The sequence below is a fragment of the Pseudomonas sp. 313 genome, assembly GCF_000316965.1.
Lineage (GTDB): Bacteria > Pseudomonadota > Gammaproteobacteria > Pseudomonadales > Pseudomonadaceae > Chryseomonas > Chryseomonas benzopyrenica.
In genome coordinates, this window is sequence record NZ_ANBZ01000096.1 from 59,773 (window position 1) to 85,495 (window position 25,723).

Here is a 25,723-nt window from a genome sequence, read left to right on the forward strand (position 1 = left end):
CAGTGTCGCGCTTCGTATTGCCCTTGGCGGTTTAGGCGCCAATTGCGAAAAATTCGCGAAATTATCCGTTAAAGGCGGGTGATGTTCAACACATCTCCCACCAAAGCGACCTGTACCGGATTGCCCCATTGCGGATGGCGTCGCAGGTCTTCGGCGACCTTGTACTGGCCGGCGATGGAGAGCAGTTCCGCGGTCAGCTGCTGGCAGAAAATCCGCGCTTTAGTATCACCTTTTACGCCCGCCAATGCTCGGCCACGCATGGGGCCGTAGACGTGGATGTTGCCGTCGGCGAGCAACTCGGCGCCCGGGCTGACCGGCGCCAGTACCACCAGGTCTCCGGCCGGGGCATAGAGCTGCACCCCACCGCGCACCGGCGCGGTGATGATCTTGGTCGGATTGATCGCCGGGGCGGGCGGTACGACAGGTTCGGCTGGCTTGACCGGTTCGCGGTCACGTGGGTCGACCTGGCGCTCACGACCGCCGGAGCTGGGCGGCAGGATCGGCAGGTCGTAGTCGTTGGCGGCGGCCAGATCCCCGCTGCGACTGGCGCGCAACGCCAGGGTACGCAGGCCGTGGCGACGGCAGAGATCGAGGAGGGCGCCCAGGTCGAGCGGGCCGGCGTCCTCGGCGAGTTTGTCCAGGCCCAGCACCAACGGCGTTTCCTGGAAGAAATTGGGCGCCTGGGCGACCTTCTGGGCCAGTTGCCGGTCCAGGCGCCCCAGGTCGTTGCGGAGAAGCTCCAGCACGGTCACGGCGAGCATGTTGCCCTTGAGCTGGAAGACGGAGTCGCTTTCGGAAGGATCGGCTGCGGTCATGGTGGGTACTTGTGCTTGGATGGCGGGACTTATAGCGGGATGCCCCGCGTGCCGCAACCCTCACCGGGTGTGGGGGGCCGTGACTGTGAAGGCTACGGGAAATCTGCGCGAGGCCTGTAGAATGGCGCGACTTTTTCATGCAGGAGTTCCGATGGAGCGGCCGTCTTTCCGCCTCGCCTTTCTCAATCCACGGTACTGGCCGCTCTGGCTGGGGCTTGGCCTGCTCTGGCTGCTGGTGCAACTGCCCTATGGCGTGCTGCTGCGTCTCGCCCAGGGCCTCGGCTGGATCTTCTACCACGTCGCCGGCCAGCGCCGGGCCATCGCTCGCCGCAATCTGGAACTCTGTTTTCCCCAGCTCGACGAGCGGGCGCGCGATCGGCTGTTGCGGCGCAACTTCGCCAGCAGCGCCATGGCCCTGCTGGAAATGGCCATGAGCTGGTGGTGGCCGCGCCGGCGCCTGGCCCGGCTGGCCCATATCGAAGGCCTCGAACATCTGCAGGCCGCTCAGCGCGACGGGCAGGGCGTGATCCTCATGGCGCTGCATTTCACCACCCTGGAAATCGGCGCGGCGCTGCTCGGTCAGCGGCATACCATCGATGGCATGTACCGCCAGCACAAGAATCCGCTGTTCGACTTCATCCAGCGTAGCGGTCGCGAGCGCCACAACCTGGACGCCACCGCCATCGAGCGCGAGGACGTGCGTACCATGCTCAAGGTGCTGCGGGCCGGTCGCGCCATCTGGTACGCGCCCGACCAGGACTACGGCGCCAAGCAGAGCCTGTTCGTGCCACTGTTCGGCATTCCCGCCGCTACCGTTACCGCCACCACCAAGTTCGCCCGCCTGGGCCGGGCCAGGGTGCTGCCCTTCACCCAGGAGCGCCTGGCGGATGGATCGGGTTACCGCCTGGTCATCCATCCGCCCCTGGCCGATTTCCCCGGCGAGAGCGAGGAGGCCGACTGCCTGCGCATCAATCGGTGGGTGGAACGCTGCGTCAGCCAGCTGCCCGAGCAATACCTCTGGGCCCACCGGCGGTTCAAGACCCGCCCGCCTGGCGAGCCCAAGCTGTATCCGAAGAAGAGGCGCTAGATGAGCCCGGCCGCCGAGCAGCGCACGGGGCTGATTCTGGCCGGCGGTGGCGCGCGGGCCGCCTATCAGGTCGGGGTGCTGCAGGTGGTGGCGGATACCCTGGCGGTGCGCTCCGAGAATCCCTTTCCCATTCTGGTCGGCACCTCGGCCGGTGCCCTCAACGCGGCGGTGCTGGGCTGCGGCGCCCTGGATTTCGGTCGCGCGGTGGAGCGCCTGGCCGCGGTCTGGTCGGGCCTGGAAACCGCGATGATCTATCGCAGCGATTGGGGCGGGGTGACCCGCCAGGCGGCGCGCTTCGGCTTGCAGACCCTGTTCGGTGCCTGGCGGCAGGAACCGCTGGCGCTGCTCGACAACGCGCCCCTGCGGGCGCTGCTCAGCCGCGAGCTGGATTTCTCCGGCATCACCGCGGCCTTGCGCCAGCGCGCGCTGCGAGCGGTGGCGGTGACCGCCTTCGGCTATGCCTCGGGACAGGCGATGACCTTCTACCAGAGTCAGGGCGTCCTCGATCCCTGGTTCCGCCATCGGCGCGTCGGGGTGCCGGCGCGGCTGGCGGTCGACCACCTGCTGGCCAGCACGGCCATTCCGCTGTTCTTTCCGCCGGTGAAGGTGGGGCGTGAGTTCCTGGGCGATGGCTCGGTCCGGCAGACGGCGCCCATCAGTCCGGCGCTGCATCTGGGCGCGGATCGCATCCTGGTGATAGGGCTGGGCGCGCCGGGTGGCCAGGAGCATGGCGTGCAGGGCCGGCCGCCGACCGTGGCGCAGATCGGCGGCCACCTGCTCAACAGCACCTTTGTCGATGCCCTGGACAGCGATACCGAAACCCTGCGCCGCCTCAACCTGCTGAGCAATGCGCTGCCGGCGGGAGATCCGGTCAGTGGTCGCCTGTGCCGACCGGTGGAGATGCTGGTGATCTCACCCAGCCAGCCACTGGGCGACATCGCCACCCGGCACCGCAAGCGCCTGCCGCCGGCGTTGCGGCAGTTGTTGCGGGGGGTTGGGTGAATCGGCCTTCAGGCAGCGCCCTGCTCAGCTATCTGCTGTTCGAGGCCCCCTACTGCCAGGAGCTGATGGCGCTGGGGCGGGCCGATGCGCAGGCCCGCCTGCCGGAGCTGCGGGCCTTTCTCGCCAACGCCTAGGCCTTATTCGGCGATCTGCAGTTCCCGCGCCTTGGTGTAGAAATAGCGGATCTTCTCGTACTCGAAGGGCGAATTGAGCTGGCCGTATCTCATGTCGGTCACGTACCTGAGGTTGATGCCGCGCAGCACCATGATCTCCGGGTGGCGACCGCTTTCGTCGCTGACGTTGAGGAAGTTGATCTGCGCCTCGGCGGCGAAGTCCACCGCCAAGCCGCCGGTGTCGCGCAGGTTGGACGGGCCGAGGACCGGCAGCATCAGGAAAGGACCATCGCCCACGCCATAGAAGCCGAGGGTTTGGCCGAAGTCTTCCGGCTGCTTGATCAGCCCCACCCGGGTCGCTGGATCCCACAGGCCGAACACCCCGACGGTGGTGTTGAGCAGCAGCCGGCCGGTGGTGTCCAGGGCGCGGCGGCCCTTGAACTGCAGCACGCTGTTGAGCAGGTTGTTGACGTCGCCCAGGTTGCTGAAGAAGTTGCTCACGCCCGAACGCACGAAGCGCGGGGTGATCCAGCGATAGCCATTGACCACCGGCAGCAGGACCCACTCGTCCAGCCGATAGTTGAAGTGGTAGACGTGGCGATTCCAGGATTCGAAAGGATCGTAGACGTCCAGTGCGACCAGGGAGGCCCGTTCGAATTCGCGCTGATCCAGCCCCGGGTTGTACTTCAGGGTCGACAGCGGATTGCTGAAGCCGTCGGCGCCCACAGGAGCGGCCGGCATGGTGTCCGAGCCGATGGTCAGGGTGGAGGAGGGCGGCGGGCTCGATTCGGCAGCGAATACCGAGGCACTGGCCATCAGGAGAAGAGCGAGCAGGGACTTAACCACGGGCGAAGAACTCCAGCATGGCGTTCGCGTTGACGCGGTAGTTGAGATTGCCGCAATGGCCGCCGTGGGGGTAGACGGTCAAGCGATCGCCAAAGGTCTTGCGCAGGAAACCCAGGTCGCCCGGGCCGAGGATGATGTCGTCGGCATTGTGCATGACGCCGATCTTGGAGCTGCTCTTCAGATAGTCTTCCAGCGCCGTGAGGCTGGATTTGCGCGCCAGATCGTCGAGGTTCTGCCCCTTGAAGTTCTTTTGCCAGAACGGCATGACCTGCTCGGTCATGTAGCAGTCGAAGTCGCACTGCAGCGAACGGGCGAAGAAGCGCGTCAGGCTGGTGCCCTCGCTGATCGGGTAGGTCGGCGGGGTGATCAGGCCGCGCCGGTTGATCAGGTCGGAGGTGAAGGCGATGTCCGCCGCGGAGAAACGGAAGGACGAGCCGATCAGCATGGCCAGCTCTTCGTTGCTCAGTCGCTCCGGCGAGCGCTGGAAGTCGCGGACCACGGCGTCGTTGAAGTCGACGTAGCCCTTCTCCTGGAAGTAGCGGGTCAGCTTGGACAGGATCAGCTCATAGAAGGTGCGGTTGTTGGTGACGCCCTTCACTTCGGTCTGTACCAGGCGATCCAGGTTGCGTACCGAGGTCAGCAGGTTGACCGGCGGATTCACCATCAGCACCTTCTTGAAGTTGAAGCTGCGCTGGGTCTCGTCGAGATAGGAGACGAAGGCGGCATCCAGGCCGCCCAGGCTGTAGCCGGTCAGGTAATAGTCGGTGACCGGCAGCTTGGGATGCTGGGCGCGCACCGCCTGCATGGCGCGATAGAGATCTTCGGCATCATGCGGCGTGTAGCCCGGCGTGGCAGTGCGCGATACCGACACCATGAAGTCCCAGCTGGTGGGCGACGACAGCTGCACCACGTGGTAACCGGCCGCGTAATACAGCCGCTTCAGGTATTCCTGGGTGCTGGAGGAGTAGTTGGCCCCGGTGCCGGCGATCAGGAAGATCAGCGGGGCCGGATGGTCCTGCCGTGCGAGCCGGTAATGGAATTTCTTCACCGGCCAGAAGTTGCCAGGCAGCTGATACTCCCGCTCGGGACGCAGGTTGAGGCTGTAGTCGTCCTGGTCGATGGTGCTTTCGGGCGGCAGCTCGGGCCGGAATTTTTCTGGGGTGGTGACGATGGTGGCTTCGAAAGGATTGACCAGTGGATAGCCATAGGTGGCGGCATCCACTTCGGCGGCCGCGTGCGCGGTACCCCAGAGGCCGGAAAACAGCGCGCCCAGCAGGGCGGCGACGCGCAACGGAAGACGCATGGACAGAGTCCTTTCAGAGGGCTTGAGAGCGTAGGTAAGACAACGGTCCGCCAATAGGTTGCATCGGCAGCCGCAGGTTTCTGCGAGGCGTCGATTACAGAGCGGTCGACGGGCTGCGTCAAGCGACATCGGATGTCGCGGAAAGTGCAGCTCCTGTCGCTAACCGGTCGTTATGCGTCGTCCAGGCGGTAGTGGCCATCTTGCATTGCCCGAATGATGGGGGTGGGGCAACCGCCCGACTTCCATAGCGAGAGGACTGCTGCATGAGCATGGTGAAGAAACTGTTGGGAATAGGACTCGGTGTCGCGCTGACCTCGGCCATGAGCCTGGCTCAGGCGGCCAAGCCCGAAATCACCATCGGCTATGTCGATGGCTGGGCCGATAGCGTGGCCACGACCCACACCGCAGCTGAAGTGATCCGCCAGAATCTGGGCTACGAGGTCAAGCTCATGCCGGTCGCCGCCGGCATCATGTGGCAGGGCGTCGCGCGCGGCAAGCTCGATGCCATGTTGTCCGCCTGGCTGCCGGTCACCCATGGTGCCTATTACGACAAGATGAAGGACCAGGTGGTCAATCTGAACGTCAATACACCCGACGCCAAGATCGGTCTGATCGTGCCGGAATACGTCAAGGCCAACAGCATCGCCGATCTGCAGGCGCAGAAGGCCGACTTCGGTGGCCGTATCGTCGGCATCGACGCCGGTGCCGGGGTCATGCTCAAGGCCGACCAGGCGATCAAGGACTACGGTCTGGACTACAAGCTGGTGGCCAGTTCGGGCAGCGGCATGATCGCCGAGCTGACCCGCGCCGAAAAGGACCAGAAGGCCGTCGTGGTGACGGGCTGGGTGCCGCACTGGATGTTCGCCAAGTGGAAACTCAAGTTCCTCGAAGATCCCAAGGGCGTGTTCGGCGGTTCCGAGCACGTGGACACCGTGGCCAACCCGGCCCTGGAAGCCAAGGCCAAGCCAGTCTGGGATTTCCTGAAGAAGTTCGCCTGGCAACCCGGTGAGGTCAACGAGGTGATGCTGGCCGTGGAAGAGGGCAAGAAGCCGGAAGAGGCCGCCAAGGCCTGGATCGCGGCCCATCCGGATCGCGTGAAGTCCTGGCTGCCCTGAAACCTGGCCGAATGAAGAACGGGCCCCGCGGGGCCCGTTTTGCTAGCTGTGCAGCTGCTCGGCTGCGTACAGGGTATTTTCCAGCAGGCAGGCCCGCGTCATGGGGCCCACGCCGCCCGGAACCGGGGTGATCCAGCTGGCGCGTTCGCAGGCGCTTTCGTATTCCACGTCGCCGACCAGGCGGCCATCGGCCTGGCGATTGATGCCGACGTCGATGACGATGGCGCCGGGCTTGATCCATTCACCCTTGACCAGTCCGGGCTTGCCCACGGCCACCACCACCAGATCGGCCTGGCTGACATGGTGTTCGAGGGAGCGGGTGAATCTGTGGGTCACGGTGGCGGTGCAGCCGGCCAATAGCAATTCCAGCGCCATGGGACGGCCGACGATGTTGGAGGCGCCGACCACCACCGCATCCAGACCATAGAGGTCGACGCCGGTGCTGTGCAGCAGGGTCATGATGCCCTTGGGCGTACAGGGGCGCAGCTGGGGGTTGCGCTGCGCCAGACGACCCAGGTTGTAGGGGTGGAAGCCGTCCACGTCCTTGTCGGTACGGATGCGCTCCAGCAGCTGGGTAGCATCCAGGTGCGCGGGAAGGGGCAGCTGCAGCAGGATGCCGTCGACGCTGGTGTCGTCGTTGAGCCGGTCGATCAGGGCTTCCAGCTCGGCCTGGGTGGTGCTGGCCGGCAGGTCATGGGCATAGGAGTCGAAACCGACCTCTTCGCAATCCTTGCGCTTGTGCGCCACATAGACGCGCGAGGCGGGATCGGTGCCGACCAGGATGACGGCGAGGCCAGGGGCGCGCAGGCCGGCGCTACGACGTTGAGAGACTCGCTGGGCAATATCCTGGCGCAGGCGGGCGGCAATGGACTTGCCGTCGATCAGTTGGGCGGTCATGGGCGATTTCTGGTGGTGACGGAAAAGGGTCGGCTATTTTCGCATGGACGGGCCCGCTGGCAACAGAGAAGCCTCTGTGGCGGCTAACTCATTCTTTCTGCTTAAAAATTTTTAAAAAATTAGTTGACGGACCTGCGGGAGCTTTATAACATTCGCCCCGCTTGCCGAGCACAGCCCAAGTCACTGACAAGGGCCAGGCAAGAGACTTTTCACCAAGGAAGTCTCTGCTAGGGCAGCTGCCGTAACAGGCGCCCGTAGCTCAGCTGGATAGAGCATCCGCCTTCTAAGCGGATGGTCGCAGGTTCGAGTCCTGCCGGGCGCGCCATTGGCGGTTCGGCGACGGCAAGCAGGTAAGATATGGTGGGCGTAGCTCAGTTGGTAGAGCACAGGATTGTGGCTCCTGGTGTCGTGGGTTCGATTCCCATCGTCCACCCCATATTCAGCGAACGCCAGACCTCGTGTCTGGCGTTCGTCTTTCAAGCGTCTCGCGGACGTGGTGGAATTGGTAGACACACCAGATTTAGGTTCTGGCGCCGCAAGGTGTGAGAGTTCGAGTCTCTCCGTCCGCACCATTCAAGATGCACAGCAAGAGACCGGCCCAGCGCCGGTTTTTTTGTGCCCGCGATTCAGCTAGCAGCTGGAACGCCATGGTTGCGCACCGTTCCCGAATAGCTGCTATCGGCCAGCAGAGCTAGTGTAGATGCCGGAACAGTGGCGCGCAGAAGACGAACGCCAGGGCGGTGCCGCAGAGAAAGGTTGCCGTCCACCGCTGGTTGGTGCGACCGGTAAAACCGTTATCGGCGGGCACCGCCGACTCATCTTTGGCTTGCGCCTGGGGGCGAGCGGCGTCGAACAGGGTGATCGAGCGGGTCAGTTGGGTTCGCATGATCCGACCTCTTAACTGTGTGCGCTAATTGTTACTGTCACCTTTCAAGAGTAATGCGCCCTCAGCGCAATGCAAGTTGCCTATGAATCAATGGATGTCAGCCGGGTAGGCGGCCAGGCATTCGCTCAAGAATGGCTGCGTAGCCCTGACGCTAGCTAGGGGGTAGGCGGCGGGCGGTCAACCAAGCGTCTCGGCCAGCAGGAAGCAGGCGCCGCCGATGGCTCCGCCACTGAGCAATACCAGGCTGATCAAGGCGCCGCCGACGAACTGGGCGATGTCGTCACTGATTTCGTATTCCGCTTTCATGCTCGGCTCCAGAGGGTGGATGCCGCTACAGATAGCAGCCGCGCGTTACAGCGCGACGACGTTGGACGTGCCTGGGTTAGGTGTTCGCCCAGTTCAGCCAGAGGGTCTGCTCTTCGCTGAGCTGCCCGATCTCCCGCAGCGCCCGTTCGAGGTCATCCCGGACCCGGCGCTTGAGATCGGCGTTGAGATCGATTTGAGCGCTCTCGGCCAGTCGATCGGCGAGCGAGAGATCGGCGCTGAGCTGGCGCAAACGGGGGCCGACGAAATCCTTCTGCTGCATGAGCCGCTCCTGTCTCCTGATGCCGCCGAGTGTGGCATGACCCGCCTTGGGCTGAACACAAGCTGGAAAAATATTGTCCAATTCGATTGGTCAAAAGTCGGACGTTAGGCGGCCCAGGTCGCTTTCAGGTCCAGGACGGTAAGCTTTTTAGAGGGAAGAAGAGATCATGAGCGGAAGTTCGACACGCAAGTTGCTGGTGTTGACGGCAGGCTTTGGCCTGCTGGTGGTGGCTGCGGTGGCGACCACGCACAAAGGCGATTCGACAGCCAGCGAGCCCGCCGTCGTGGCGACCACTACGCCGCCAGTCGCAGCGCATGCGCCCACCACGGGCACCCACGCCGTCGCTGACGAACACAAGCAGGATCTGGACAGCTTCCTGGCCCAGGCCGCACTGGCGCCCTGCGGCGCCTCAATGCCGGCGACCATCACCGATCCCGCTTGCCGCGCGGCCATTGAGGCCCATGCGCGACGTGCGGGCTATGGCGATGAGGAAGTCCTGGCCTATCTGGACGCCCGTCGCCCACGATGACGGCTGATTCATAGTTCCAGCTGTTATAAGCAAAGACTCTTTCAATATACCCCGGCATAACCTGAGTGGTTATCCTGTGCGGCCGCAAGATGAGCCGACAACGGCAATTGGGGCTGTAATGGAAGTTGGGGCAATGGGCTTCGTGATCGCGGGGCTGGTGGTAGGTTTCATCGTGGGTATGACAGGGGTAGGCGGTGGGTCCCTAATGACGCCCATTCTGCTCTGGTTCGGCATCAACCCGGCCGCGGCCGTGGGCACCGATCTGCTCTATGCCGCCATCACCAAGGCGGGCGGCGTCTTCGTCCATCAACGTAATCGCAACATCGATTGGACGGTGACCGGCTGGCTGGCCGCTGGCAGCGTACCCGCCGCGGCTCTCACACTCCTCGCGCTGGCTTTGCTCCCGGGTGACCAACACGCCACCAATGCGCTCATCAAGCATGCCCTCGGTATCGTGCTGCTGCTGACCGCCCTGGCCATCCTGTTCAAGCAACAGATTTTCGCCTTCGCCAGCCGGCATGCCGGCGACAGATTTCACCTGAGTACGGGGCGTCTCAATGCCCTCACGGTGCTGACCGGTGCGGTGCTGGGCTTCATGGTGACCCTGACCTCCATCGGCGCCGGCGCCCTGGGCACGGTGGCGCTGTTCCTGCTCTATCCGCTGATGGCGACTCGGCGCCTGGTCGGCACCGAGATCGCCCATGCGGTGCCCCTGACCCTGGTGGCAGGGCTTGGCCACGCCGGCCTGGGCAACCTGGACTGGCATGTGCTGGGTTTTCTGCTGTTGGGCTCACTGCCAGGCATCTTCCTGGGCAGTCACCTGTCGGGGAGGGTACCCGATGGCGTGCTGCGGCCCTGTCTGGCAGTCATGCTATTGGTCATAGGCACCAAGCTGGTGGTCTGAAGGCGTCTGGCCAGCATGGGGGTCGTTCGTCGGACGACCATTGGCGATTCCACCAGCGGAAAACAGTTCTAGGATAGGCAGCGTTCAATTTGTTATCGCGATTGCCGATAGCCTGATTGTCGAGTCCCCTTCCTGGAGCTGCCCATGTTTTCCGAATCTGTCACTGTCGACGATACCTCCGCCTATCATGCCTTGCGTCAGGCGCTGGACCGTTCCCTGGCAGTGATCGAATTCGATCTGCAAGGCACGGTGCTGCACGCCAATGACAACTTCCTGCAGGCCTTCGGTTATCGCCTGGAGGAAGTCAGCGGCCGGCATCATCGTCTGTTCTGCCCGCCAGGGGTGGTGGAGAGCGAGGATTATCAGCAGTTCTGGCAGACCCTGGGGCGCGGCGAGTTCCACAGCGGCGTCTATCGGCGCCAGCACAAGGATGGCAGCTTGAGGTGGATCCGCGCGACCTACAATCCGCTGCTGGATGCCGAGGGACGACCGCAGCGTATCATCAAGTTCGCCACCGACATTACCGAGAGTCGCCTGCAGGCGGTGGAGTACGAGGGCAAGATCGCTGCCATTCACCGCTCTCAGGCGGTGATCGAATTCGACCTGCAGGGCAATGTGCTCTGGGCCAACGACAATTTCCTCGGCATGACCGGCTATGCGCTGGAGGAGTTGCGCGGCCGCCATCACAGCCTGATGTGCCCGGCCGACTATGCCCGTTCGCCAGAATACGCGCTGCTGTGGAATCGCCTGGGGCAGGGTCTCTTCGATACTGGGGTCTACAAGCGCATCCGCCGGGATGGCCGGCCGATCTGGATCCAGGCCACCTACAATCCCATCCTCGACAGCGACGGTCGTCCCTACAAGGTGGTGAAGTTCGCCACTGATGTCACAGACGCGCAACTGCAGGCTGCCGAATTCGAAGGCAAGATGGCCGCCATCGACCGCGCCCAGGCGGTGATCGAATTCGATCTGCACGGCAACATCCTCTCCGCCAACGAAAACTTCCTGTCCGCCCTGGGTTACAGCCTGGACGAGGTACGTGGCAAGCATCACCGGATCTTCTGCGAACCCGAGCATGCCCGTTCGCCGGGCTATCGCCTGTTCTGGGAAAAACTCGGTCGGGGCGACTTCGATGCCGGCCTGTACAAGAGACGCGCCAGCGACGGCCACCAGGTATGGATCCAGGCGACCTACAATCCCATCCTCGACGCCGAGGGCAAGCCTTACAAGGTGGTCAAGTTCGCCAGCGACGTGACCGAGAGCCAGCTGCGCAACAGCGACTACGAAGGCAAGGTGGCGGCCATCGACCGATCCCAGGCCATCGCCGAGTTCTCCGTCGACGGCACGGTGCTCACCGCCAACCGCAACTTCCTGCTGGCCCTGGGTTACCAGTCCGACGAGGTGGTGGGCAAACACCACCGCCTCTTCTGCTCCGACGACTACGCCCGTTTGGCCGAGTACCGATTGTTCTGGGATAAATTGGCGCGCGGCGAATTCGACGCCGGGGTGTACAAGAGGCGCAACAGCCGGGGTGAGGAGATCTGGATCCAGGCCACCTACAACCCCATCTTCGACGCCGACGGCAAGCCGTGCAAGGTGGTGAAGTTCGCCGTGGACATCACTGAAAGCCAGATTCGCAACAGCGACTATGCCGGCAAGGTGGCGGCCGTCGACCGCGGCCAGGCGGTGATCGAATTCGACCTGACCGGCAAGATCCTCGAGGCCAACCGCAATTTCCTGGCGACCCTGGGCTATCGCCTGGAGGAGATCCGCGGTCAGCACCACCGCATCTTCTGCGAGGCCGACCACGTCGCCTCCAGCGAGTACCGCGAATTCTGGGCGCGGCTGGCTCAGGGCGAGGTGTTCGGCGGCCGCTTCATGCGCCTGAGCAAGTTCGGTCAGCGCATCTGGATCCAGGCCACCTACAACCCGATCTTCGATGCCGAAGGCCAGGTGCACAAGGTGGTGAAGTTCGCCACCGACATCACCCGCCAGGTGGAGATGGAGCAGCATGTGCGGCAGAAGATCGAGCAGATGAATCTCTCGCTGCACGCCCTGACCCGCTCCATCAACCAGATCGCCGAGACCACCGACGACGCCAACCGCATGGCCCGCCGTACGCTGGAGGAAGCGGAACGCGGCTCCCTGACCTTGACGCGCTCGCTGGACGCCATGGCGGCCATAGGCACCACCGCCGGCGGCATCCAGGACATCGTCCAGGTGATCAGCGATATCGCCAACCAGACCAACATGCTGGCCTTCAACGCGGCCATCGAAGCCGCCCGCGCTGGTGAGCATGGCCTAGGCTTCTCGGTGGTGGCCGACGAGGTGCGCAAGCTGGCCGAGAAGTCGTCCCAGGCGACCAAGGAGATCAACAAGCTGATCCTGGAATCGGTCAAGAGCATCGCCCAGGGCAGCGAAATCTCGCGCAGCGTGGGCGAGGCCTTCGGGCTGATCGCCGAAGGGGTGGGCAAGACCCAGCAGTCCATCGAGGCGATCAACGGCTCCACCGCCGCCCAGCTCGACGATGCGGCGCGGGTCAATCAGTTGATCCAGGAGCTCGATGCGGCCACCACGGTGGCGCCCATCGTCGGCGGCGCGCGTTCGTGACGCGGGGTGTCGTGCGGATCGGCGAACTGGAAGTCGCCTTGCCCGCCCAGGCCCTGGAACGCGTGGTGCCCTGGCCGGACCGCCTGGCCGCCCATCCGAGTCCGGTGCCCTGGCTGCTCGGTCTCTTCGAGCTGGGCGGTCAGCCGTTGCCGCTGGTGGATGGCCATGGCTTGCTGGGAGTGCCGCCGGTCGAGCGCGAGCGCCGGATCGCCGTGATTCGCCAGGGCGGCGGTCGCTTCGGCCTGGCCATCGATAACGTGGTGGATACCCTCAGGCTGCCGGCGGACGCCATCGTGCAGTTGCAGGGGGCACCCGGGCGCCTCCTGGGGCAGGTCCACCTGCGCCCGGAAAGCGGCCGGCTGGTGCATCTGTTGGATCTGGAGGCGCTGGCCGTCTTGCCAGGCTTCGAGGTCAGCGCCGATGTGCCCCGCGCCCATCGGCAGCGGGCCAGCGCCGGCAAGGACGGCGAGCGGCTCTATCTGCTGTTCGAATGCGATGGGCGTCGCCTCTGCCTGGATGCGGCGGTGGTGCAGGAGCTGGTGGATCGACCGCAGCTGGCGCCCAGCGAATTCGCCAGCGACAGCTGTCGCCACCAGGTGCAGTTGCGCGGCCAGACGTTGCCGGTGCTGGAGCTGTCCGCGCTGTTGGGGCTGACCACGCCCGCGCACAATCGCCGTGAGCAGCTGCTGGTGCTGGCGGCGGGCGACCAGGGTCAGTATCGGGTGGCCTTCGGTTTCGAGCGGCTGCTCGGCATGTGGCGACGGGATCCGGCGCAGTGCGCGCCGCTGCTCGGCTTTGGCCTGGAGCGGCCCGAGCTGTTGTGCGGGGTTTTCAGTGCCGCGGATGGCGAGACGGCGATCGTGATCGATCACCTGGTCCTGGGTTGCCAGGCGGCGGCGGTCGCCTATGCGCGGATCTATCGCACCGACCGCGATCTGTTGCAGGAGGAACGGCGCCAGGTCCGCCGCCAGCCCTGCCTCACCTTTCTCGCCGAATTGCTGTTCGCCGTCCCGCTGGAGCAGGTGGCCGAGGTCTTGCCCCTGCCGTCGCGCTACCTGCGCCTTGGGCAGCGGGATCCGCGGCTGCTGGGGGTGATGGAGGTCCGGGGCCAGCAGATCACCCTGGTGTGCCTGCGGACCCTGGCCGGTGCGCAGAGGGTCGAGTCCGGTCCGGGCGATCAGGTGATCGTGGTGGAAGGACAGCGCCAGCGCCTGGGCTTCGTGGTACAGCGGGTGGAGGCCATCGAGGCCTTTACCGACCTGCGGGCGGATGCCCTGGCGCGCAGCTGGCAATTGCCCGGGGAGAGCGGGGCGATGCCGGCACAGCGGGCGCAGAGCTGGGTGGGCGTAAGTACCGGGGGCAACAGCCGCCAGGCCACCCTGATCGATCTTGGCGCGCTGGTGCAGCGCCTGGAACGACAGGCCCGCCAGGCCGTGCCCGAGCCTGGGCTCGCGACTATTTGACTCGACCGCTCGTCACTTCGCTGAGCGGTCGGGTAACGGATCGCCCGCGCCTTCGTCGACCTCGGCGGAGTTCGTTATCAAAGCGGTAGCGGCAGGCTAGAGCCCGTGGCGCTTTCCAGCCGGCACCACGCGAAGCGCATCGTCGACGCTTCTCCTGACGTGTCCGAGTCCCGCGTTCATCAGCACCTGGTCAAGAAATCTTGCGGCGCGTCGAACCAGAGAAAGACACAACTTTCCTGGGTGATCCCATGTTCAACTCCGCACTCAAACGCCGTATCGCTGATCTCGAAGCCGAGCTGGCCGAGCACCGTCAGCTGCGCGCGGCGTTCTGCAATGACGCCCTTTGCCTACTGCTGGACGCCCAGGGCCGGATCGAAGACTTCAATGACAATTTCGCCCAGTGCCTGGGTTACGCACCGGGTAGCCTCACCGGGCGGAACCTGGACGACATCATTCCGGACTACGTGAAGAAGTTGGTCTGCTATGGCGATCTGAAGCGCAGCTTCAACGAAGGTCGCCAGGCCAGTGGCATCTATCGGCTGCTGCGCGGGACGGGTGGCGTCGCCTGGCTCTATGCGATCTGGACGCCCGTGCGCGACACCCAGGGCCAGGTCAAACAGATCCGCTGCTATGCCTATGACCGTACCGAGCAGGTGGAAACCTCCACCGAGCACTCGGGCATCATCAATGCGCTGCTGCGTTCCACCGCGGTGATCGAATTCAACCTGTCCGGCGAGGTGCTCACCGCCAACGAGCGCTTCCTGCAGGGCATGGGTTATTCGCTGGCGCAGATCGTCGGCAAGCATCATCGGATGTTCTGCAGCCGCGAAGAGTCGGAGTCCGCTGACTATCGCGTCTTCTGGGAGCGGCTCAATCGTGGCGACTACGTCGCCAGTCGCTTCAAGCGCATCGACAGCCATGGCCGCACGGTCTGGCTGGAAGCCTCCTACAATCCCGTCCTTAACACCCGCGGCGAGCTGTACAAGGTCATCAAGTTCGCCACCGTCATCACCGAGCAGGTGGAGCAGGAACTGGCCGTGGCCGAGGCCGCACGGGTCGCCTTCGACATCTCCCAGACCACCGACGAAAGCGCGCGTCAGGGCGCGGCCGTGGTGCAGGACACCGTGGCGGTGATGACCCGCATCGCCGACGAGATCCAGGTCGCCGCCAACGGCATCGAAGACCTCGGCAAGCAGTCGCTGGTGATCAGCGCCATCGTCAAGACCATCAGCGGCATCGCCGAGCAGACCAATCTGCTGGCGCTCAACGCTGCCATCGAAGCTGCCCGGGCCGGTGAGCAGGGGCGTGGCTTCGCGGTGGTGGCGGACGAAGTCCGGCAGTTGGCCGGGCGCACCAGCAAGGCCACCGAAGAGATCGTCGGGGTGGTGCAGCAGAACCAGCAACTGGCGCAGACGGCGGTCAGCAACATGGCCGCCAGCCGGCAGCAGGCGGAGCAGGGGCTGCACCTGGCCAGCAACGCCGGGGTGCGCATCACCGAGATCCAGGATGGCGCCCGCCAGGTGGTGGGCGCGGTCAGCCAATTCGCCCGCCGGCTGAGTTAGGGCTGTTCGCCCCAGCCCGGGGCGCTGTACCACTCATAGCCCGCGGTCGTGAGCTCCAGCCAGCGGCCCTGGTGGATGACCATTCGGGTCGCCACCTCCGGGCTGGCCAGGCCGGCGGCTACCAGCAGGCTGCGGATCAGAGCACCGTGGGCCACCAGCAGGGTGGGGCCCTGGAGTTCCTCCAGCAGCGGGCGCACCCGTTCGGCGGCATCGGCATAGCTTTCGCCACCGGATACCCGAAAGGTATAGGGCTCGGCGGCGCGGCGGGCGTGCTGCTCGGGATAACGCTGGGCGATGGTGGGCATGTCCAGGCCCTCCCAGTCGCCAAAGGCCTTTTCCGCCAGGCGCGCATCGCGGCCCAGGTTTCTTGGCGTGCCTGGCAGCTGCGCCAGGATCAGATCGAGCGTTACGCTGGCGCGTTGCAGCGGACTGCTCAGGCAGGTGAAGCGAGAGATGTCGAGGCGGTCGCGCAGGGCCAGGCCCACGGCTTCGGCCTGGGCACGACCGCGCGCGTTGAGCGGTATGTCCTGGCGACCCTGGAGGCGACCGCTGGCGTTCCAGTCGGTTTCGCCGTGACGGATCACCAGCAGGGGAGAAGGGAAGGGCAAGGACATCAATCCAGAGCAGTGGGCAGGGTAAGGAGGAATCTCAAGTGACCGGCTTCCAGGCGCGCGATCAGGCTGCCGCCATGGCCGCGGGCGATTTCCTGGGCGAGATAGAGGCCCAGGTCCAGGCGGGCGGGCTGCACAAGGTCGGCCCTGGTCAGCGCCGGCTGGAACAGTTGACTCAGGGTGCCAGGTTCCACCACGGCGGTGCTGCTTTCCACGATAAGGCTGTAGCAGCGATCCTTGATCGCGCCACGCAGCAACAGGTTGCCCCCAGAAGGATTGCGGGAAGCGACCTGCTCCAGCACGGCGTCCAGCGCCTGCAGCACTCGCGGCAGATCCAGCCGCAAGGCAGCCGGTAAGGCCGGCAATTTGCTGCTCAAGGTCTGCCCGGGAAAGCGCGTCTGCAGCGTGGCGAACAAGCCCAGGAGCTGCTCATTGAAGCCGTCAACCAACGCCGGTTTCAGGGGCAGGCCATGGCCCAGGCGCGCGCGGACGAAGTCGGCGGCCACGCCGCTGCGTTCGGCCAGGCGCTGGGCCTCGGTGTGCCAGTGCCGCATCTGGGATGCGTCCGCGCGCAGGTCCTGCGCGGCCAGCGCCTGCAGCGGACGCTGCAGATCCTCCTCCAGCAGTACCAGCAGTTGGTCGTGCAAGGGCGTCAGATCCCGGTCGACGCGCGCACCGGGGCTTTCTTCGCGACGCTGTTCTTCGCGGGCGAGCAATTCACCCAGCAGGCGGGCGAAACCGTCCAGGGTATCGATCACCGAGCGCTGCTCCAGCAGCGGCCTGGGCTGGGGATCGAAGGCGCATAGCGTCCCGAAGAAGGTCCCGTTGGGACGAAATACCGGGACCGATAGATAACTCTTCCAGCCATAGAGGCTGGGCGCCGGATGATCGCAGTAGGTGGGGTTCCGGGTCACGTCGCTGATGATCACGGCGTCGTGGGAGGAGCGCACGTGGTTGCACAGGGTGGACTCGAGATCCAGTTCGGCGCCGGGTCGCAGGCCGAAGGCGATACGATCCTCCACCGCGCAGGCGATCCAGCGCTGCTCGGTGACCTCGGCGACGGTGGCGACCCCAAGGCCGCTGACATCACAGACGACGCGCAGGAGCGCCGCGACGGAATCCAGGGACGCCATCAGCTCGATGCTTTCGACGGTACTGGAGGGTTGGCTGGGCATGACGCTGTAGTTCTCTGACGGACAGGCCCTGAACGCTAGGCCAAGAGACGGCCGAGGGCAACCGTGGCCCTGCCATGCCACCCGATTGACCGTCCGGACGGTCAGGTCTCGTCTAGCCGATCAGGTCGGTGGCGTAGGCCAGCACCGTGAGGCAGAGCAGCAGCAACAGCAGGTTGGCTGGGGTAATGCATTTCATTGGGGGGATCCTCTCACGCAAAGGCTTTTCCATGTCCAGGTACGCCTGGGACTGCCATGCCGGTGCTGGGGATCTCGCGGGGTGGAGCGGGTACGTTCATCTCTGCGTCTCGATACTGCTGGCAAAGGACAGGAGTCGGAACGCCACTCTCGCTGTTCGTTCAGCCGCTGCCAGAGGAGGTGCGACATCTGGTCGAAGCGGCAGTGCGAGCGGTTCGCAGTTGCCAAGCGGCAGGCGAGCCGGTAGCGTGGCGACCCATGCGAACCTTTCTTTGCCCCATCAGCGCCTATTACTACTACCTGACCAACATCGGGTGGTAGGTACTGCGCTGCATGACCGAACCGCCTAGGGCGGCTCGGTCAAGGCAACTTCTCCCGGTCTCCCTGGCACCGTCCAGCCACAGGAGACCCCATGGACAGCACCACGCAAGACCTGCTCACCACCCTCGAAGCCCGCGGTTTCATCCACCAGACCACCGACCGGGACGGCCTTGCGCGCGCCTTCGCCGCAGGGCCGGTGACCGGCTATCTCGGCTTCGACGCCACCGCCGACAGCCTCCATGTCGGCCATCTGCAGGGCCTGATGCTGATGCGCTGGCTGCAGCGTGCTGGCCATCCCATCCTCTTGCTGATCGGTGGTGCCACCACCCGCATCGGCGACCCCAGTTTCCGCGACAGCAGTCGCCCGGTACTCACCGACGGCCAGATCGCCCTGAACATGGCCGGCATCGCCAAGGCCTTTCACCGCTATCTCGAAGTGGGCGATGGCCACGGTCGTGCCCAGGTGGTGGACAACGCCGAGTGGCTCGACGGCCTGGGCTACCTGGATTTTCTCGGCGCCGTCGGCCGGCATTTTTCCATCAACCGGCTGCTCACCTTCGATGCCATCAAGAATCGTCTCGACCGCGAGCACTCGCTGTCCTTCGAGGAATTCGGCTACACCCTGCTGCAGGCCTACGACTTCGTCGAGCTGTCGCGGCGCTATGGCTGCACCCTGCAACTAGGCGGCGCGGACCAGTGGGCCAACATCATCAACGGTGTGGAGCTGTCGCGCCGGCAGGGCGGTCTCCAACTCTATGGCCTGACCATGCCGCTGCTGGCCACCCGTGACGGGCGCAAGATGGGCAAGTCGGCCCAGGGCGCGGTCTGGCTCAACGAGGAGCGACTGTCGGCCTTCGACTTCTGGCAATTCTGGCGCAACTGCGACGATGCCGATGTCGAGCGTTTCCTGGCGCTGTTCACCGAGTTGCCGCTGGACGAGGTCCGGCGGCTCGGTGCCCTGGGCGGCGCGGAAAGCAATCTGGCCAAGACCGTGCTGGCCAACGAGGCGACCCGACTGGCCCATGGCGAGCGGGCCCAGCGCGAGGCCGAGGCAGCGGCCGCCGAGGTGTTCGCCGCTCGCGACGGCGCGGGTCAGTTGCCGGAGGTCGTCCTGAGCCGCCGGCAGCTGGCCGCGGGCGTCACCCTGGTGGAGTTGCTGGTCGAAGCGGGACTGCAACCGTCGCGCAGTGCGGTCCGCCGGCTGGCAGAGGGCGGTGGCCTGCGGCTGGACGAGCAACCGGTGCTGGATCCCGATGTCCTGCTGACGGCGAGCGACGCCGGCCGGCGGGTGAGTCTGGGCAAGAAACGGCATTTGCGCATCACGTTGGTGGACTGAGGAGAAGGCTATGAATGTCTGGGTGATAGGTGCCTCGCGGGGCATAGGCTTGGGGCTGGTGGAGCGATATCTGGCGCAAGGTGCTCGGGTGTTGGCGGTGGTGCGAACGCCGAATGCGGCGTTGGATGCCCTGGCCGCGGCCGCCAAGGGGCGGTTGCGGGTGGTGACCGGCGATCTGCGTGATCCTGACCTGGGCACACGACTCCTGGACGAGCTGGGTGACGGCGCGCTGGAGCGGCTGATCGTCAATGCCGGCATCATGGGCCCGGCAGAAGAGAACGGGCAGCGGGCCAGCGTCGCGGAGCTGGGCGAGCTGTTCCTCACCAATGCCGTGGCGCCCCTGCGGTTGCTGGATGCCCTGGCGCCACGGATGGCAGCCGAGGGGGTTGTGGCCTGCCTGAGTTCGCAGATGGGCAGCGTCAGCTTGGCGCGGGCCGCCGAGATGCCGCTCTATGGCGCCAGCAAGGCAGCGCTGAACAGCCTGCTGCAGAGCTGGGTAGTTGGGCGGCAGCCGGCTTTCGCGGTGCTGGCGCTGCACCCGGGCTGGGTCCGCACCGAACTGGGTGGCGACCAGGCGCCGGTCGAGGTGGCCGATAGCGTCGCGGGTCTGGTCGCGACTATCGACGCCCGGGCCGGCCAAAGCGGCAGCGCCTTTCTCGACTATCAGGGGCAAGCCCTGCCCTGGTGAGCGAGGAACCGGATCGCTCAGCACGGCTGAGCGTTCTGGCCCTTGTCCGACCTCTGTCGAGGATCGAAGATGCAGACACCACCCTGGGGAGTGTCATCATGCGCATCGACGAGCGAACCTTTCTGGTAACCGGCGCCGGCTCCGGCCTGGGCGCCGCTACGGCCGAGGTACTGACCGCGGCAGGCGCCCGGGTGGCGCTGTTGGATCTGCAGGCCGATGCCGTGCAGGCCCAGGCCGAACGACTGGGTGAGCGGGCCCTGGCGCTGCCGGTGGACGTGACCGATGCCGAGGCCCTGAGCGCGGCCATCGATACCGTACTGGCCCGCTGGGGCAGTCTGCAGGGCGCGGTCAACTGCGCCGGTATCGTCGGTGGCGCCCGCATCCTCGGACGCAACGGTCCCCATGATCTCGCCGCCTTCGCTCGTATCGTCACGGTCAACCTAGTGGGCAGCTTCAACGTTCTGCGCCTGGCCGCGGCCGCCATGGCCAAGGGCGAGGCCGATGCCGGTGGCGAGCGCGGGGTGATCATCAACACCGCCTCCATCGCCGCCTTCGACGGCCAGATCGGCCAGGCGGCCTATGCGGCCTCCAAGGGCGGTGTCGCCTCTCTCACCCTGCCGGCAGCGCGCGAACTGGCCGGGCAGGGCATCCGGGTCATGACCATAGCGCCGGGTGTCTTCGAGACACCCATGATGGCCGGCATGACCCCCGAGGTCCGCGAGGCCCTGGCCGCCAACGTGCCCTTTCCGCCGCGGCTCGGTCGCGGCGAGGAATTCGCCGCCCTGGTCCGCCACATCATCGAGAACTCCATGCTCAACGGTGAGGTGATCCGTCTGGACGGCGCCCTGCGCATGGCCCCGCGCTAGGAGAATCGCCATGAATGATCCCATTGTCATCGTCGCCGCCGCCCGTACGCCCATGGGCGCCCTGGGTGGCGAGCTGGCCGCGCTGTCAGCGCCGCAACTGGGCAGTACCGTGGTCCGCGCCGTACTGGAGCGGGCGGGTTGGTCGCCGGAACGGGTCGACGAGGTGCTGCTGGGTTGCGTGCTGCCCGCAGGCCTCGGCCAGGCACCGGCACGCCAGGCGGCGCTTGGCGCCGGTCTGGCCCAGAGCACGCGCTGCACCACCCTGAACAAGATGTGCGGTTCGGGCATGCAGGCGGCCATCCTCGGTCACGACCTGCTGCGCGCTGGCAGCGCCGAGGTGGTGGTGGCAGGCGGCATGGAAAGCATGAGCCGTGCGCCCTATCTGCTGGAAAAGGCCCGCAGCGGCTATCGCCTTGGCCATGGCGCCCTGATCGACAGCATGTTTCTCGACGGCCTGGAAGATGCCTATGAACCCGGGCGCCTGATGGGGACCTTCGCCGAGGATTGCGCCGCACGTCTGGGCATCGGCCGCGAACGCCAGGATGCCTATGCTCAGCAGTCTCTCGCACGGGCACGTCAGGCCCAGGCCAGCGGCGCCTTCGCCGCCGAGATCGTCCCGGTGGAGGTGGTGACGCGCAAGGAGACCCTGCGCCTCGACACCGACGAGCAACCCCGCCGCGCCGACCCTGCGCGGATTCCTACGCTCAAGCCGGCTTTCCGCGAAGGCGGCACAGTGACCGCGGCCAATGCCAGCTCCATCTCCGATGGCGCCGCGGCGCTGCTGCTGATGCGCGCTAGCACGGCCGCGCGGGAGGGCCTGACCCCGCTGGCGACCATCCGTGGCCATGCCGCCCATGCCGGCGCGCCAGGCGACTTTCCCACCGCCCCCATCGGCGCCATTCGCACGCTGCTCGAACGCATCGACTGGCAATTGGCGGATGTCGATCTCTTCGAAATCAACGAAGCCTTCGCCGTGGTGGCGCTGGCCGCCCAGGATGCCCTGGGGCTGGACCCGGAGCGGTTGAACGTGCACGGTGGTGCCTGTGCCCTGGGCCATCCCATCGGTGCCTCCGGCGCGCGCATCCTGGTGACCCTGATCCAGGCACTGCGCCAGCGTGGCCTGCGGCGGGGCGTAGCCGCCATCTGCATTGGCGGCGGCGAGGCTACGGCCCTGGCTCTGGAACTCAACGACTAGACAAGGACAAGATCATGAGCGAAGCCTCTACCGAATCCACCCTGTTGCTGGACATCGAGGACCGTGTGGCCCTCATCACCCTCAACAGACCCAAGGCGCTCAACGCCCTCAATGCCCAGCTACTCACTGAGTTGGACGCCATGCTGGCGCGGCTGGACGCCGATCCCGAGGTGGGGTGCGTGGTGCTCACCGGCTCGGCCAAGGCCTTCGCCGCCGGTGCCGACATCAAGGAAATGGCCGGGCAGGGTTATCCGCAGATCTATCTGGACGACTATTTCCGCGTCGCCGACCGCATCGCCGAGCGCCGCAAGCCCTTGATCGCCGCCGTGGCCGGCTACGCCCTGGGTGGTGGCTGCGAACTGGCGCTGCTGTGCGACTTCATCTACGCCGCCGACACCGCCCGCTTCGGCCTGCCGGAGATCACCTTGGGCGTCATTCCCGGCATCGGCGGCACCCAGCGCCTGACCCGTGCCCTGGGCAAGGCCAAGGCCATGGAGCTGTGTCTGACCGGTCGACAGCTGGAGGCCGCCGAAGCCGAACGCGCCGGCCTGGTCGCCCAGGTCTTTCCCGCCGACGAGCTGCTGGAGCGCACCCTGGAGGCCGCCCGCGGTATCGCCAGTCGCTCCCTGCCAGCGACCCTGCTGCTCAAGGAAAGCGTCAATCGCGCCTTCGAAACCAGTCTGGCTGAGGGCATCCGCTTCGAGCGCCGGGTCTTCCATTCGCTGTTCGCCAGCACCGACCAGAAGGAAGGCATGGCCGCCTTCGTTGAGAAGCGTCCGGCGAAGTTCGAGCATCGCTAGGCCATAGCGACGAGGAGAGGCAGATCGTGTCAGTCGACGGGTTACGCGAGCGTTATCAGGCCTACCTCGACTGCCTCAACCGCCAGGCCTGGGCGGAGCTGGGCCGTTATGTCGACGAGGCCGTCGAACACAATGGCCGGCCCCTGGGATTGGCGGGCTACCAGGCCATGCTCGAAGGCGATCATGCCGCGATTCCCGATCTGCACTTCGCCGCGCGATTGCTGGTGGTGGAGGCGTCCTGGCTGGCCGCGCAGCTGGATTTCGACTGCACGCCGCGTGGTGAGCTGTTCGGGCTGGCGGTGAACGGGAGGCGGGTACGCTTCAGCGAGCATGTCTTCTATCGTTTCGAGAACGGGCGAATCCGCGAGGTGCGCTCGGTGATAGACACCGCCGCCATCGCTGCCCAGCTGGCCGACGGCTAACCCGCTCGACTTTGGCGCTGGCGATAGCCCAGGGGACTGAGGCCCGTCCACTTGCGAAAGGCGCGCTGGAAGGAGCGGGGATCGGCGAAACCCAGGCGCAGGGCCAGTTCATCCAGGGGCAGGGCGCCCTGATCCAGCTGGCGACAGGCTAGCCGGCACCGGCGTTCGTCCTTGAGGCGTTGGTAGGACTGGCCGCCTGCCGCCAGCTGGCGTCTCAGGGTGGCGGGCGAGAGCCCCAGGTCTGCCGCCAGGCCGACGGCGTCCGGCCAGTCTTCGGGTGCACGGCTGCGCAACAGGGTGCGGATGCGGGCGATCAGGTTGGCGTCGTCGCGATAGTGCACCAGCAGATTGCCCGGCGCGCCGGCGATGAAACGCCGCGCGTCCGTGGCACTGCGCCGGATCGGCAGGACCAGCAGGGCGGCGTCCAGCACCAGGCAGTCGTCATCGCTGGCGAAGCTTAGCCGTGGCCCGAAGCGTTGCTGATAGTCGGCCAGCAGGTCCGCTCCCGGCGTCTGAGCGGTCAGACGGATCTCCTCTAGCGGCAGCCGGCGGCCCACCAGCCAGCAGGCCAGGCCATGCAGGATCAGCCAGAGGGTAAAGACCGCGAAGCTGCCCGGCAGACTACCGGGTGCCAATCGCAAGGTCGCCCGCTCCCCGTCGCGTTGCAGCCGCAGGTTTACACCCAAGGTCAGGCGTAGGAAGTCGGCGCTGTGCCGCAGGGCATTGCCCAAGGTCGGCTGCATACGGGCGCTCTGGCAGAGAAAAGCAAAGCTGCCCGCCGGCAGCGGGCGCGGACCCAGGGCGAAGAATTCGTCATCGAAGCGCCGTGCCAGGCGATACCACAGCTGGCCGAACAGCGGCGCCGAGAGACGTTCGCGGTCAAGTAGCAGGTCGGATAGCCGGACGCCTTCCGCGGCGAGCAGGGCGTCCGGCAACTGACCGCTTTGCCGGCAAAGCCCGGCCAGGGCCTCGTCGAGGATGCCCGGGGCCAGGCTGTCGCGCGGCAGGTCGGTCACAGGTGCAGCGCCCGGCCCAGGGCACGTAGCGCCGCCTCCTGCACCGCCTCACCCAGGGTGGGGTGGGGGTGCAGGGTGGCGGCCACGTCTTCCAGTTGCATGCCCATCTCCAGGCTGTGGGAAAAGGCCGTGGCCAGTTCCGCCACCTGCTGCCCGGTGGCCTGCCAGCCGAGAATGCGGTGGTCATCCGCGCGGGCCACTACCCGCACGAAGCCTTCCGGCGCCTCCAAGGTGAGGGCGCGGCCATTGGCGGCGAAGGGGAAGCTGGCGACCTTGGTCTCTAGCCCTTGGGCCTTGGCCTGCTCGGGGGTGAGACCGACCACCACGATCTCCGGATCGGTGTAGCAGACCGCCGGGATGGCCAGCGGGGCGAAACGCCGACGCTTGCCGGCGATGAGCTCAGCCACCACTTCGCCCTGAGCCATGGCGCGGTGGGCCAGCAGGGGTTCGCCGGTGAGATCACCAATGGCCCAGACGTCGGTCATGCTGGTACGACAGCCGTCGTCGACGCGGATGTAGCGACCGTCGTAGTCCAGCGGCAGGCGCTCCAGGCCTTCGGTGCGGGGGCGGCGGCCGGCGGCGACCAGGATGCGCTGGGCCGGCAGAAGCTCTTCCCGACCGTCGCCACGAGTCATCCGCAGACCCGCGCCGTCCGCGGCCAGACCGGCGACGGTGCAGCCCAGGTGCAGCTCAATGCCCAGGCGTTCCAACCGCTGCCGCAGCGGCGCCGTGAGCTCGGCGTCGTAGCCGGGCAGCAGACGCGACTGGGCTTCCACCACCGCGACCCGGGCGCCCAGCTTGCGATAGGCGATGCCCAGTTCCAAACCGATATAGCCAGCGCCCACCACCACCAGGTGGTCGGGAATTTCCGTGGGTGACAAGGCCTCGGTGGCCGATATCACCGGACCACCGAAGGGCAGGCTGGGCAATTCCACCGAGGTGGAGCCCATCGCCAGCACCAGGTGCTCGGTGCGGATGCGCAGCCGATCGCCGCCGGCGCGCTGCACCTCGACGGTCTTGCCATCGAGGATTTCGGCCCAGCCCTCGATTACCGTCACGCCCTGCTTCTTGAGCAGCGCGGCGACGCCGGTGGTGAGACGATCGACGATGCCGTTCTTCCAGGCCACGGCCTGGCCAAGATCCAGCTCCGGGCGGCCGTGGCGGATGCCCAGGCTGCCATGCTCAGCGCGACCGCTGGCGCGATGGTATTCCTCGGCGACATGGATCATCGCCTTGGAGGGAATGCAGCCGACGTTGAGGCAGGTACCGCCGAGGGCGACGCCCTCCACCAGGGTGGTGGCGATGCCCAGCTGGGCGGCGCGCAGGGCGGCGACATAACCGCCGGGGCCGCCGCCGATGATGAGGAGTCGGGTGTCCATG

Annotated in this window: 22 protein-coding genes, 3 tRNA genes and 5 pseudogenes; 19 read left to right on the top strand and 11 right to left on the bottom strand. The window is 66.0% G+C overall.

Annotated features, from left to right (window positions below; all coding sequences use genetic code 11):
• Nucleotides 1–68: 68 nt before the first annotated feature.
• Nucleotides 69–815, bottom strand: coding sequence for a septum site-determining protein MinC (minC, locus tag C722_RS0123145; RefSeq protein WP_017642795.1), 747 nt, complete (start codon nt 813–815; stop codon nt 69–71).
• 151 nt (nt 816–966) lie between these two features.
• On the opposite strand from minC, the gene C722_RS0123150 reads away from it, so the two are divergent.
• Nucleotides 967–1,902, top strand: a complete 936-nt coding sequence (locus tag C722_RS0123150) for a lipid A biosynthesis lauroyl acyltransferase (protein ID WP_017642796.1) — start codon at nt 967–969, stop codon at nt 1,900–1,902.
• Nucleotides 1,903–3,038, top strand: a pseudogene (locus tag C722_RS25315) (patatin-like phospholipase family protein).
• 3 nt (nt 3,039–3,041) lie between these two features.
• Here C722_RS25315 and C722_RS0123160 read toward each other — a convergent pair.
• Nucleotides 3,042–3,758 carry a VacJ family lipoprotein gene (locus C722_RS0123160; protein ID WP_231893032.1) on the bottom strand — a complete coding sequence of 239 codons (717 nt, stop codon included), beginning with the start codon at nt 3,756–3,758 and terminating at the stop codon, nt 3,042–3,044.
• Nucleotides 3,759–3,855: 97 nt separating this feature from the next.
• Complete coding sequence (locus tag C722_RS0123165; RefSeq protein WP_017642800.1) at nt 3,856–5,166, bottom strand: serine protein kinase PrkA; 1,311 nt, start codon at nt 5,164–5,166, stop codon at nt 3,856–3,858.
• A gap of 269 nt (nt 5,167–5,435) precedes the next feature.
• On the opposite strand from C722_RS0123165, the gene C722_RS0123170 reads away from it, so the two are divergent.
• Nucleotides 5,436–6,281, top strand: a complete 846-nt coding sequence (locus C722_RS0123170; RefSeq protein ID WP_371099831.1) for a glycine betaine ABC transporter substrate-binding protein — start codon at nt 5,436–5,438, stop codon at nt 6,279–6,281.
• A 42-nt stretch (nt 6,282–6,323) separates the two neighbouring features.
• Here C722_RS0123170 and folD read toward each other — a convergent pair whose 3' ends face one another.
• Complete coding sequence (gene folD / locus C722_RS0123175) at nt 6,324–7,178, bottom strand: bifunctional methylenetetrahydrofolate dehydrogenase/methenyltetrahydrofolate cyclohydrolase FolD (RefSeq protein WP_017642802.1); 855 nt, start codon at nt 7,176–7,178, stop codon at nt 6,324–6,326.
• Nucleotides 7,179–7,426: 248 nt separating this feature from the next.
• Between folD and C722_RS0123180 the strand changes: the two genes are divergently transcribed.
• From C722_RS0123180 to C722_RS0123190, 3 genes are all read left to right on the top strand, one after another.
• Nucleotides 7,427–7,503: transfer RNA gene (locus tag C722_RS0123180), tRNA-Arg, on the top strand.
• A gap of 35 nt (nt 7,504–7,538) precedes the next feature.
• Nucleotides 7,539–7,614 (top strand) — tRNA-His (locus C722_RS0123185).
• Between the two features lie 51 nt (nt 7,615–7,665).
• A tRNA-Leu gene (locus tag C722_RS0123190) sits at nt 7,666–7,750 on the top strand.
• A gap of 119 nt (nt 7,751–7,869) precedes the next feature.
• Here the strand turns inward: C722_RS0123190 and C722_RS0123195 are convergent.
• The 3 genes from C722_RS0123195 to C722_RS0123205 all read right to left on the bottom strand — a co-directional run bounded on the left by C722_RS0123195 (nt 7,870) and on the right by C722_RS0123205 (nt 8,650).
• Nucleotides 7,870–8,064 (bottom strand): hypothetical protein, encoded by a 195-nt coding sequence (locus C722_RS0123195; RefSeq protein WP_017642803.1) that lies wholly within the window; start codon nt 8,062–8,064, stop codon nt 7,870–7,872.
• Between the two features lie 177 nt (nt 8,065–8,241).
• Nucleotides 8,242–8,370 carry a hypothetical protein gene (locus C722_RS26810; protein ID WP_017642804.1) on the bottom strand — a complete coding sequence of 43 codons (129 nt, stop codon included), beginning with the start codon at nt 8,368–8,370 and terminating at the stop codon, nt 8,242–8,244.
• Between the two features lie 76 nt (nt 8,371–8,446).
• Nucleotides 8,447–8,650 (bottom strand): hypothetical protein, encoded by a 204-nt coding sequence (locus C722_RS0123205; protein ID WP_017642805.1) that lies wholly within the window; start codon nt 8,648–8,650, stop codon nt 8,447–8,449.
• A gap of 166 nt (nt 8,651–8,816) precedes the next feature.
• Here C722_RS0123205 and C722_RS0123210 point away from each other — a divergent pair, with 166 nt between their 5' ends.
• The 7 genes and pseudogenes from C722_RS0123210 to C722_RS27270 form a co-directional block, all read left to right on the top strand.
• Nucleotides 8,817–9,179, top strand: coding sequence for a hypothetical protein (locus C722_RS0123210; protein WP_017642806.1), 363 nt, complete (start codon nt 8,817–8,819; stop codon nt 9,177–9,179).
• Nucleotides 9,180–9,297: 118 nt separating this feature from the next.
• Entirely contained in the window at nt 9,298–10,083 is a 786-nt protein-coding gene (locus C722_RS0123215; RefSeq protein WP_026084050.1) for a sulfite exporter TauE/SafE family protein, read from the top strand.
• Nucleotides 10,084–10,227: 144 nt separating this feature from the next.
• Nucleotides 10,228–12,081 (top strand): annotated as a pseudogene (locus C722_RS0123220) (PAS domain S-box protein); the annotation flags it as partial.
• A 165-nt stretch (nt 12,082–12,246) separates the two neighbouring features.
• Nucleotides 12,247–12,693, top strand: a pseudogene (locus C722_RS27260) (methyl-accepting chemotaxis protein); the annotation flags it as partial.
• A complete protein-coding gene (locus C722_RS0123225; protein ID WP_157225867.1) occupies nt 12,690–14,156 on the top strand; it encodes a chemotaxis protein CheW in 1,467 nt (488 codons plus the stop codon). The pseudogene C722_RS27260 and the gene C722_RS0123225, both read left to right, overlap by 4 nt.
• Before the next feature lie 248 nt (nt 14,157–14,404).
• Nucleotides 14,405–15,175, top strand: a pseudogene (locus C722_RS27265) (PAS domain-containing protein); the annotation flags it as partial.
• A 105-nt stretch (nt 15,176–15,280) separates the two neighbouring features.
• A pseudogene (locus tag C722_RS27270) lies at nt 15,281–15,718 on the top strand (methyl-accepting chemotaxis protein); the annotation flags it as partial.
• Here C722_RS27270 and C722_RS0123235 read toward each other — a convergent pair.
• Both C722_RS0123235 and C722_RS0123240 read right to left on the bottom strand, forming a co-directional pair.
• The gene (locus C722_RS0123235) at nt 15,715–16,326 is read right to left on the bottom strand and encodes a histidine phosphatase family protein (protein ID WP_177323677.1); all 612 of its coding nucleotides are present in this window, start codon (nt 16,324–16,326) and stop codon (nt 15,715–15,717) included. The pseudogene C722_RS27270 and the gene C722_RS0123235 sit on opposite strands and share 4 nt — an antisense overlap.
• A 5-nt stretch (nt 16,327–16,331) precedes the next feature.
• Entirely contained in the window at nt 16,332–17,504 is a 1,173-nt protein-coding gene (locus C722_RS0123240) for a GAF domain-containing protein (protein WP_017642812.1), read from the bottom strand.
• Nucleotides 17,505–18,111: 607 nt separating this feature from the next.
• On the opposite strand from C722_RS0123240, the gene tyrS reads away from it, so the two are divergent.
• The 6 genes from tyrS (at nt 18,112) to C722_RS0123275 (ending at nt 23,327) form a co-directional block, all read left to right on the top strand.
• Nucleotides 18,112–19,356: a tyrosine--tRNA ligase gene (tyrS, locus tag C722_RS0123250; RefSeq protein ID WP_017642813.1), complete on the top strand. Its 1,245-nt coding sequence runs from the start codon at nt 18,112–18,114 to the stop codon at nt 19,354–19,356.
• 10 nt (nt 19,357–19,366) lie between these two features.
• Entirely contained in the window at nt 19,367–20,044 is a 678-nt protein-coding gene (locus tag C722_RS0123255; RefSeq protein ID WP_017642814.1) for an SDR family oxidoreductase, read from the top strand.
• A 98-nt stretch (nt 20,045–20,142) separates the two neighbouring features.
• On the top strand, nt 20,143–20,910 hold the full coding sequence (locus tag C722_RS0123260) for an SDR family NAD(P)-dependent oxidoreductase (RefSeq protein WP_017642815.1): 768 nt from the start codon (nt 20,143–20,145) through the stop codon (nt 20,908–20,910).
• A 10-nt stretch (nt 20,911–20,920) separates the two neighbouring features.
• Entirely contained in the window at nt 20,921–22,105 is a 1,185-nt protein-coding gene (locus tag C722_RS0123265; protein ID WP_017642816.1) for an acetyl-CoA C-acyltransferase, read from the top strand.
• 14 nt (nt 22,106–22,119) lie between these two features.
• Nucleotides 22,120–22,905 (top strand): enoyl-CoA hydratase, encoded by a 786-nt coding sequence (locus C722_RS0123270; RefSeq protein WP_017642817.1) that lies wholly within the window; start codon nt 22,120–22,122, stop codon nt 22,903–22,905.
• A gap of 26 nt (nt 22,906–22,931) precedes the next feature.
• On the top strand, nt 22,932–23,327 hold the full coding sequence (locus tag C722_RS0123275) for an ester cyclase (protein ID WP_017642818.1): 396 nt from the start codon (nt 22,932–22,934) through the stop codon (nt 23,325–23,327).
• On the opposite strand, the gene C722_RS0123280 is transcribed toward C722_RS0123275, so the two are convergent.
• Both C722_RS0123280 and lpdA read right to left on the bottom strand, forming a co-directional pair.
• On the bottom strand, nt 23,324–24,343 hold the full coding sequence (locus C722_RS0123280) for an AraC family transcriptional regulator (protein WP_017642819.1): 1,020 nt from the start codon (nt 24,341–24,343) through the stop codon (nt 23,324–23,326). The two genes, C722_RS0123275 and C722_RS0123280, sit on opposite strands and share 4 nt — an antisense overlap.
• Nucleotides 24,340–25,722 (bottom strand): dihydrolipoyl dehydrogenase, encoded by a 1,383-nt coding sequence (lpdA, locus tag C722_RS0123285; RefSeq protein ID WP_017642820.1) that lies wholly within the window; start codon nt 25,720–25,722, stop codon nt 24,340–24,342. The genes C722_RS0123280 and lpdA overlap by 4 nt, the downstream gene beginning before the upstream one ends.
• Nucleotide 25,723 lies beyond the last annotated feature (1 nt).